General features: G+C 73.9%; 9 protein-coding genes and 1 pseudogene. 7 read left to right on the forward strand and 3 right to left on the reverse strand.

From position 1 onward, the window contains the following. Positions 1 to 104: 104 nt before the first annotated feature. The 4 genes from AB0G14_RS34085 (at position 105) to AB0G14_RS34100 (ending at position 2621) form a co-directional block, all read left to right on the forward strand. Positions 105 to 1157, forward strand: coding sequence for a transposase (locus AB0G14_RS34085; RefSeq protein WP_357704667.1), 1053 nt, complete (start codon positions 105 to 107; stop codon positions 1155 to 1157). After that, positions 1055 to 1339, forward strand: coding sequence for a zinc ribbon domain-containing protein (locus AB0G14_RS34090; protein WP_357704679.1), 285 nt, complete (start codon positions 1055 to 1057; stop codon positions 1337 to 1339). The genes AB0G14_RS34085 and AB0G14_RS34090 overlap by 103 nt, the downstream gene beginning before the upstream one ends. Beyond that, positions 1225 to 1653 carry a low temperature requirement protein A gene (locus tag AB0G14_RS34095; RefSeq protein ID WP_357704669.1) on the forward strand — a complete coding sequence of 143 codons (429 nt, stop codon included), beginning with the start codon at positions 1225 to 1227 and terminating at the stop codon, positions 1651 to 1653. Before AB0G14_RS34090 ends, AB0G14_RS34095 begins: the two co-directional genes overlap by 115 nt. An 86-nt stretch (positions 1654 to 1739) precedes the next feature. Further along, positions 1740 to 2621 carry a DUF1028 domain-containing protein gene (locus AB0G14_RS34100; protein ID WP_357704671.1) on the forward strand — a complete coding sequence of 294 codons (882 nt, stop codon included), beginning with the start codon at positions 1740 to 1742 and terminating at the stop codon, positions 2619 to 2621. A 136-nt stretch (positions 2622 to 2757) separates the two neighbouring features. On the opposite strand, the gene AB0G14_RS34105 is transcribed toward AB0G14_RS34100, so the two are convergent. Next, a complete protein-coding gene (locus tag AB0G14_RS34105; RefSeq protein ID WP_357704673.1) occupies positions 2758 to 3426 on the reverse strand; it encodes a maleylpyruvate isomerase N-terminal domain-containing protein in 669 nt (222 codons plus the stop codon). Positions 3427 to 3549: 123 nt separating this feature from the next. Here AB0G14_RS34105 and AB0G14_RS34110 point away from each other — a divergent pair, with 123 nt between their 5' ends. Next, the gene (locus tag AB0G14_RS34110; protein ID WP_357458858.1) at positions 3550 to 4002 is read left to right on the forward strand and encodes a YbhB/YbcL family Raf kinase inhibitor-like protein; all 453 of its coding nucleotides are present in this window, start codon (positions 3550 to 3552) and stop codon (positions 4000 to 4002) included. Positions 4003 to 4038: 36 nt separating this feature from the next. Here AB0G14_RS34110 and AB0G14_RS34115 read toward each other — a convergent pair whose 3' ends face one another. Then, positions 4039 to 4926, reverse strand: a complete 888-nt coding sequence (locus AB0G14_RS34115) for a phosphatase PAP2 family protein (protein WP_357704675.1) — start codon at positions 4924 to 4926, stop codon at positions 4039 to 4041. 85 nt (positions 4927 to 5011) lie between these two features. Here AB0G14_RS34115 and AB0G14_RS34120 point away from each other — a divergent pair, with 85 nt between their 5' ends. Then, positions 5012 to 5698, forward strand: coding sequence for a DUF3159 domain-containing protein (locus AB0G14_RS34120; protein ID WP_357704677.1), 687 nt, complete (start codon positions 5012 to 5014; stop codon positions 5696 to 5698). 294 nt (positions 5699 to 5992) lie between these two features. Here AB0G14_RS34120 and AB0G14_RS34125 read toward each other — a convergent pair. Continuing rightward, positions 5993 to 6153 (reverse strand): annotated as a pseudogene (locus AB0G14_RS34125) (glycoside hydrolase family 48 protein); the annotation flags it as partial. A 130-nt stretch (positions 6154 to 6283) separates the two neighbouring features. Between AB0G14_RS34125 and AB0G14_RS34130 the strand changes: the two are divergent. Further along, positions 6284 to 6964 (forward strand): MBL fold metallo-hydrolase, encoded by a 681-nt coding sequence (locus AB0G14_RS34130; protein ID WP_357704681.1) that lies wholly within the window; start codon positions 6284 to 6286, stop codon positions 6962 to 6964. Positions 6965 to 7081 lie beyond the last annotated feature (117 nt).

A 7081-nucleotide genomic window follows, 5' to 3' on the forward strand; every position in this document is an offset into this window, starting at 1 on the left:
CGCCACCAGGCCCGCGCACGCTGGTTCCACCAACGCACCCGACTGAACCGCGACTACGCCCTGGTCAGCTAACAAATGGCGGCTGCCGTACTAGATTGTCCGGTGTGCAGCTGCGGTACAACTATCGTGTCTACCCGACGCCCGCCCAGCAGGAAGCGCTGGCGCGGGCGTTCGGGTGCGCGCGGGTGGTGTTCAATGACGGGCTGCGCGCACGTCAGCAGGCCCGTGAGCAGGGCTTGCCGTACCTGTCGGACGGCGAGTTGTCCAAGCGGGTCATCACCGAGGCCAAGCGCACCCCGCAACGGGCGTGGCTGGGTGAGGTTTCGGCGGTGGTGTTGCAGCAGGCCCTCGCGGACCTGAACACCGCCTACCGCAACTTCTTCGCCTCGATCACGGGCAAGCGTAAGGGCCGTAAGGTTGCGCCGCCGCGGTTGCGGTCCCGCAAGGACAACCGGCAGGCGATTCGCTTCACCCGGAACGCCCGCTTCTGTGTGCTGGACAACGGCCGGCTGCGGCTGCCGAAGATCGGTGACCTGCACGTGCGCTGGTCACGCCAACTCCCGGCCGATCCGTCCTCGGTGACGATCATCCAGGACGCGGCAGGCCGCCATTTCGCCTCGTTCGTCGTGCAGGTGGACGCTCCGCCGTTGCCGCCGGTCGCATCCGAGGTGGGTATCGACCTCGGGCTGACGCATTTCGCCGTGCTGTCGGACGGCACGAAGGTCGCCGCGCCGAAGTTCCTGCGCCGCGCGGCCCGCAAGCTGCGCCGGTTGCAGCAAGACCTTTCCCGCAAGGCCAAGGGCTCGGCCAACCGCAAGAAGGCCGTGGTCAAGGTCGCCCGCGCGCACGCGAGGGTGGCCGACAAGCGCCGAGACTGGCAGCACAAGCTCTCGACTCGGATCGTCCGCGAGAACCAAGCGGTGTACGTCGAGGACCTGTGCGTCGTCGGTCTCGGCCGGACCCGGCTCGCGAAGTCCGTGCACGATGCGGGCTGGGCGTCCTTGTCGGGATGCTGGAGTACAAGGCCGCCCGCGCCGGCCGCATCTTCGGCAAGATCAACCGGTTTGCGCCCACGAGCCGGACATGCTCGCAGTGCGGCCGGCTCGACGGACCGAAGCCGCTGTCCGTCCGGTCGTGGACCTGCCCGTGCGGCGTGACCCACGACCGGGACACAAACGCAGCCAAGAACGTGTTGGCCCAGGGACGCTGGGACAACTCAAACGCTTGTGGAGCGCAGGTAAGACCGGCACCCGTGCCGGCACCGCGCCGAGAAGCAGGAATCCACCCAGGCGCTGCGCGCTGTTCCGCGCACAGCGCGGAGGGAATCCCCGTCCTATAGGGCGGGGAGAACGTCAAAAGCTGGTCATCGAACACCCGCTGGACCGCCCCGAGGCGGCCTGGCTGGCGATGGTGCTCGGCGGGCCGGTGCTCTTCCTCGCCGGCCGGGCCCGGTTCGAGTACGAGGTGTTCAGCCGGGTGTCGTCGTCGCGCTGGGTCGCCGCCCTCGTGCTGCTGGTCCTGATGCCGGTGCTGCTGCGCACCGCGTCGCTGGTGGCCGCGGCCGTCGCCGCCGCGCTGCTGACCGCGGTCGCGGTCGCCGACGCCCGCCGGGCCCGGGGCGCGCCGCCGGAGGCCGCGGCGCCGCCCTTCTGAGCACCGGGTGAACCGCCGGACCAACCCGGCAGGAGGGTCGGATCCAGCACCGACGATGGCCGCCGGCCGCGCGCTAGTCTCCCCGCATGACCTTCTCGCTCGTCGCCCGCTCCGACGACGGCCGCCTGCACGGCGTCGTCGTGGCCAGCAGGTTCCTGGCCGCCGGGGCGCTGGTCCCGGTCGCCGAGGCCGAGGTCGGCGCGCTCGCCACCCAGGCGCACGTCAATCTTGCGTACCGGCCGCAGGGGCTGACGCTGCTGCGCACCGGGACGGCCGCGGCCGACGTGGTCGCCGGCCTGGTCGCCGCCGACCCCGACCGGGACCACCGCCAGCTCGGCGTGGTCGCCGCCGCGGGCGCGGGCGCGACCTGGACGGGCCCGGCCTGCCACCCGTGGGCCGGCGGCCAGGCCGGCGACGGCTGGGCGGCGCAGGGCAACATCCTGGCGGGCCCGCAGGTGATCGACGCGGTGCGGGACGCCTGGCTGGGCGGGGCGGCGCTGCCGTTCCCCGACCGGCTGCTCGCCGCGCTGCGCGCCGGGGACCAGGCCGGCGGCGACCGGCGCGGCCGGCAGAGCGCCGGGCTGCTGGTGGTCGAGCGCGGCGGCGGGTACGGCGGCACCAGCGACGTCCTGGTCGACCTGCGGGTCGACGACCACCCCGATCCGGTGGCCGAGCTGGGCCGGCTGCTCGCGCTGCACACCCTGCTCTTCGGCCGGCCCGATCCGGCCACCCTGCTCGACCTGACCGGGGCGGTGGCGACGGAGGTCGGCGGGCTGCTGGCCGCGCTGGGTCTGCCGGTCGACCTGGACCGGCCGGAGGAGGCGCTCTTCGCCTGGGCCGGGATGGAGAACCTGGAGGAACGGCTGGTGCCCGGCCGCATCGACCCCGTGGTGCTGGACCACCTGCGCAAGGCGGTGCCGCGGGTGCCCGCGCCGCGCGCGGCGGCGGACCCGCTCGCCACCACCTGACCCGCGTCGCCCCGGCGACGACCGTCCCGGAGGAGCGGGCGGACACCCGCGCGGGGAGATCGCGAGCAGTCCGGCCCCGGCCTCGCCGGTCGCCCGGACGCGGCGACGGCTCGCGCGGTCGACGGGAGGAGACGGGTCAGCCGCCGAAGGAGAGCCAGCGGAAACCGGTGGCGCCCAGGACGGCCCGCTCCCGGGCGGTGAGGTCGGTCCGGCCCGTGGCCTTGCGGATCAGCGTGAGCCGGTCCCAGCCCAGCTCCGCCGGGACGGGTCGCCCGCCGGTGAGCAGGCCGGCGACGACCTCCGCCGCGGTGGGTGTCAGCCACGGCTGCCGGTCCAGCGCCGCCGCCAGGTCCAGGCCGTGCACCCCGACCTCCACCACGCGGGTACGCAGGAACTCGGCCAGCGCCATCGCATCGCCGTGGCGGGTGCGCACCACCCGGCCGGGCGGCTGGGCGTCGACGGCGGCCAGGGCGTCCCGCCAGGCCCGGTCGAAATCGGCCACCAGGGCGGGGCCGTCGAGTTCCCGGGCCTCCCGCCGGCCGCTGTCGATGCGGGCGGCGTCCACCGGCGGGGTGAACTTGGCGGCGCCGTAGTACGCGGCGGCGTCGACCTCGGCGCGGGGCGGGGCCGGCGCGGCGAGCATGTCGACCAGCCGGCCGGCGCCGGTGCGCACGTGGGCCAGCAACTCCCGCACGGTCCAGGGGCGGCAGTCGGTGGGGCGGTCGAGATCCGCCTCGTCGACGCCGCGCAGCACCTCGCCGAGCCGCGCGCACTCGTCCCGGAACGCCGCCCGTACCCGCTCCACCGGTCCTCCCCCGTCCGTGTCTGCCGCCCCGACCCTCTCACACCGCCGCTCGGCTGCGGCGTGGCCGTTTCGGCGGCCGCCAGGCGGGTACGCGCGGCCGTGCCGAGGAGAGGAGCGCCACCGATGGCCGGGATCATGCTGCGCAGCACCGCGTTCAACGACCACGACATGTTGCCGACCCGCTTCGCCCGCGAGGGAGGCAACGTCTCACCGCCGTTGGAGTGGTCGCAGGTGCCGGAGTCCGCGACCGAGTTGGTCCTCTTCGTCGAGGACCCGGACGCCGGGAAGACCCCGTTCCTGCACTGGCTGGTGACGGGTATCGCGCCGACCGCGGCCGGGGTGCCCGAGGGCGGGGTGCCCCTGGGCGGCCGGGAGTGGCCCAACGACTTCGGCACGACCGGGTGGGGCGGGCCGCACCCGCCGCAGGGCGACGATCCCCACCGGTACTTCTTCCGGCTCTACGCGCTGGACCGGCCGCTGGAGCTGCCCGACACGCCGCACGCCGACGACGTGCACCGCACGCTCGTACAGCGGGACATCGCGAGCGGGACGATGGTGGGCACCTACTCCCGCTGACACGCGCAACGCCTGCCCGGAGGCGGCGAGCCGGGCTCAGCCATTGACGCGAGGCACCAGGCGGTGGACGGCGGCGAGCACCAGCGCCATCACCACGCCCATCGTCCCGGCGATGCCGGCGGCGCTGCCGGCGTACCCGACGAACAGCGGCCGGCGGGCCAGCTCGTCGGGCGGGGTGGCACGCAGGTCGAGCAGCCAGGCCAGGGCGAGCCCGCAGGCCACCGCCGCCAGCGCGCCGCCCACGCCGAGCACCGTGGCGGCGACCCGGTGCGCGTCGGCCGACTCCACCTGCGCCTGTTCGCGTTGCGTGACCAGCAGCAGCAGCCCGGCCAGCGCCGCCCACACCCCGACCACCAGGAACGCCGCCACCGCGTCGCTGGGCCGGTGCCAGCCGGCGGAGAGGGTGGCGACCCCGGCGACCGCGGCGTAGCCGGCCCCGAGGAAGGCGCCGAGCGCCCGCACCTTGCGCGGCAGCACGAGCACCAGCGCCACCGCGACCGACGCGGCGACGGTGGCGTGCCCGCTGGGCAGGCTGTTGCCGGCGTAGATCCGCTCCGGGTCGATGCCGAAGTCCGGCCGGGCCAGTCCGTACTTGAGCAGCTGGGTGGTGCCGTTTGCGCCGGCGATCAGCAGGGTGGCCGTGACGGCGAGCGCGATGCGACCCCGGATCAGCGCGATGAAGCCGATCACCGCGGTCGCCGCCAGCAGCGACACGACCGACATGGCGTTGAGGATCCGGTCCACCGGGCCGTCGATGCGGTCCTGACCGATCCGGTTGCCGGTCAGAGCGACGGTGTCGACCCACTGGCCCGCCTCGATGTGCAGGGCGACCCGCCACACGGCCAGGAAGGCGGCTGCCTGAACGATCGCCAGGACGACCAACCAGACTGCGGTCCAACCCCTCGGCGTCGCTCGCACCCGCACACCGTAGCGGCCAGCCCGCCCCGGCCACCCGCTGGCCTGCCCACCGGGGACGGATAGGTTGGGGGCGGACGTGAGGAGGTGGCGGGTGGTCAGCACACCGGAGCGCGGGACGACCCCGGCGGACCGGCCGGAGAGCCTCGCCGACCTGCTCGGCGGGCGTCGGGGCGCGGTGGACGCCACCCTACCGCCGGTGGCGTTCGCGGTCGGTTGGCTGATCGGCGGCCACTCGCTGTGGGCCGGGGTCGGCGCGGCGGTGGTCACCGGCACGGCGCTGGCCGGCTGGCGACTGCGCCGGGGCGACCGGCCGCGCTCGGTGCTGGTCGGGTTGTTGGCGGTCTGCGTGGCCGCGCTGGTCGCGTTGCGCACCGGGCGCGCTGAGAACTTCTTCCTCGTCCAACTGCTCTCCAACGCGGCGAGCGCGCTGGCCTGGGTCGTCAGCATCGCGGTGCGCTGGCCGCTGCTCGGGGTGGTGGTGGGCGTCGCGCTCGGGCAGCGCAGCCGGTGGCGGCGTGATCCGGCGCTGCTGCGCGCGTATGGCCGGGGCAGTTGGGTGTGGGCGGCTACCTACGTGCTGCGGGTGCTCGTGTTCCTGCCGCTGTGGCTCGGCGGCCAGGTGGTCGCGCTGACGGTCGCCCGGGTGGCGCTGACCTGGCCGCTGGTGGCGACCGCGCTGGCGGTGAGCTGGGTGGTGGTGCGCCGGTCGCTGCCGGCGGGTCACCCGGGGTTGCGGCATCCGGTCGTTCCGGCCGTCGTGGTCGCGGCGGAAAGATGAGGGAGAGGCCGCCACGGGGGGAGCGGCCTCTCCGGTGACGTACGTTACTCCGTCGCGGTCCCGTGCGTGATCCCGTGACGGCCTGTTTTTGCGGGCTTTTTCGCGCCCGTTGCGTATCCGGGTGGTGGGGTGGGTCGGTCCGTTCCGCCGCGTCGGTCGGAGGGCCGGCCCACCCGGCTTGACCGTGGGAGTCAGTCCGTCCGCCGACCGGGCGTCGGCATTCCCCTTGCCCGGTCGGCCGCCGGGTGGGCGGGCCGCATGTCGTAGCAGGTCGACGTGGCGCCGCGAATGGCCGTAGTTGCCGCCCCATCTATGGTCGCGCCGCTGGCGATGCCGCCCTCGGCGGGCTGGAGCCCGATGCAGAACTCCAGCTGCCGCTCGAAGCTCCTGGTCCAGTCGGCGACCGCGGTCGGCGACTTCGGCTTCAGCTCGTTGGCGTTGGTCAGCGCCCAGGCGCGGGCGTCGGCTGGATCCGTCCCGCGTTCGTATGCTGGCAGCGAAACGAATGGCGGGTTCGGCGGGACGCTGCCTAGCCTCGGGCACGTGGAGATCGTTGGGTTACGGCCCCGGCTGCACTTGGTGCGGATGGAGTTCGGCCAGGTCTACTTGTGGCGCGACGCGGACACCCTGACCTTGATAGACACCGGCGTCCCCGGCTCCGGGCCGGAGATCGCCGAGGCGGTGCGGAGCCTGGGGCTGAGCCCGTCCGCGATTCGGCGGATCGTGGTGACGCACGGGCACGAGGACCACTCCGGATCGGCCGCGGAGGTTCGGTCCTGGCACGGCGCACCGGTGCATGCGCACGAGGCGGATGCCGCGGTGATCCGCGGCGAGGCGAGGCGACGGGAGCCGGTGCTCACCGAGTTCGACCGGCCCATCTGGGAGCAGGTCAGCTCACTGGGCGTGACTACTGTGGACGTTCCGCCGGCCCCGGTGGATGTCGAGCTGCAGGACGGTGACGAGCTCGACTTCGGCGACGGGGCGCGGGTTCTCAGCGTGCCCGGGCACACGCTGGGCAGCATCGCGGTGTACCTGCCGAAGCACCGGGTGCTGTTCACCGGGGACACGGTGGCCGCCGGTCAGCCCGGCGAGATCATCCTCGGGGTGTTCAACCTGGACGAGGGCGTGATGCTCGACAGCTTCCACCGCCTCGCGGCACTGGACATGGAGACGGCATGCTTCGGCCACGGCGACCCGGTGGTCACGGGTGCCGGCACCGCCGTGCGGCACGCCGCCGCCACCCACCAGAAGCGCCAGCCGATCTAGACAAGCTGGGCGGGTTCAACGTGGCCTAGCTGTACTGCCCAGGGACGTTGGTCGAGATTGTGTGACGACACGATCTGATGTCGTAGGCAGGTGAAGGCCTCCGGTTGTGGAGTGGAG

It is taken from the genome of Micromonospora sp. NPDC023814, assembly GCF_040639595.1.
Classification (GTDB): domain Bacteria; phylum Actinomycetota; class Actinomycetes; order Mycobacteriales; family Micromonosporaceae; genus Micromonospora.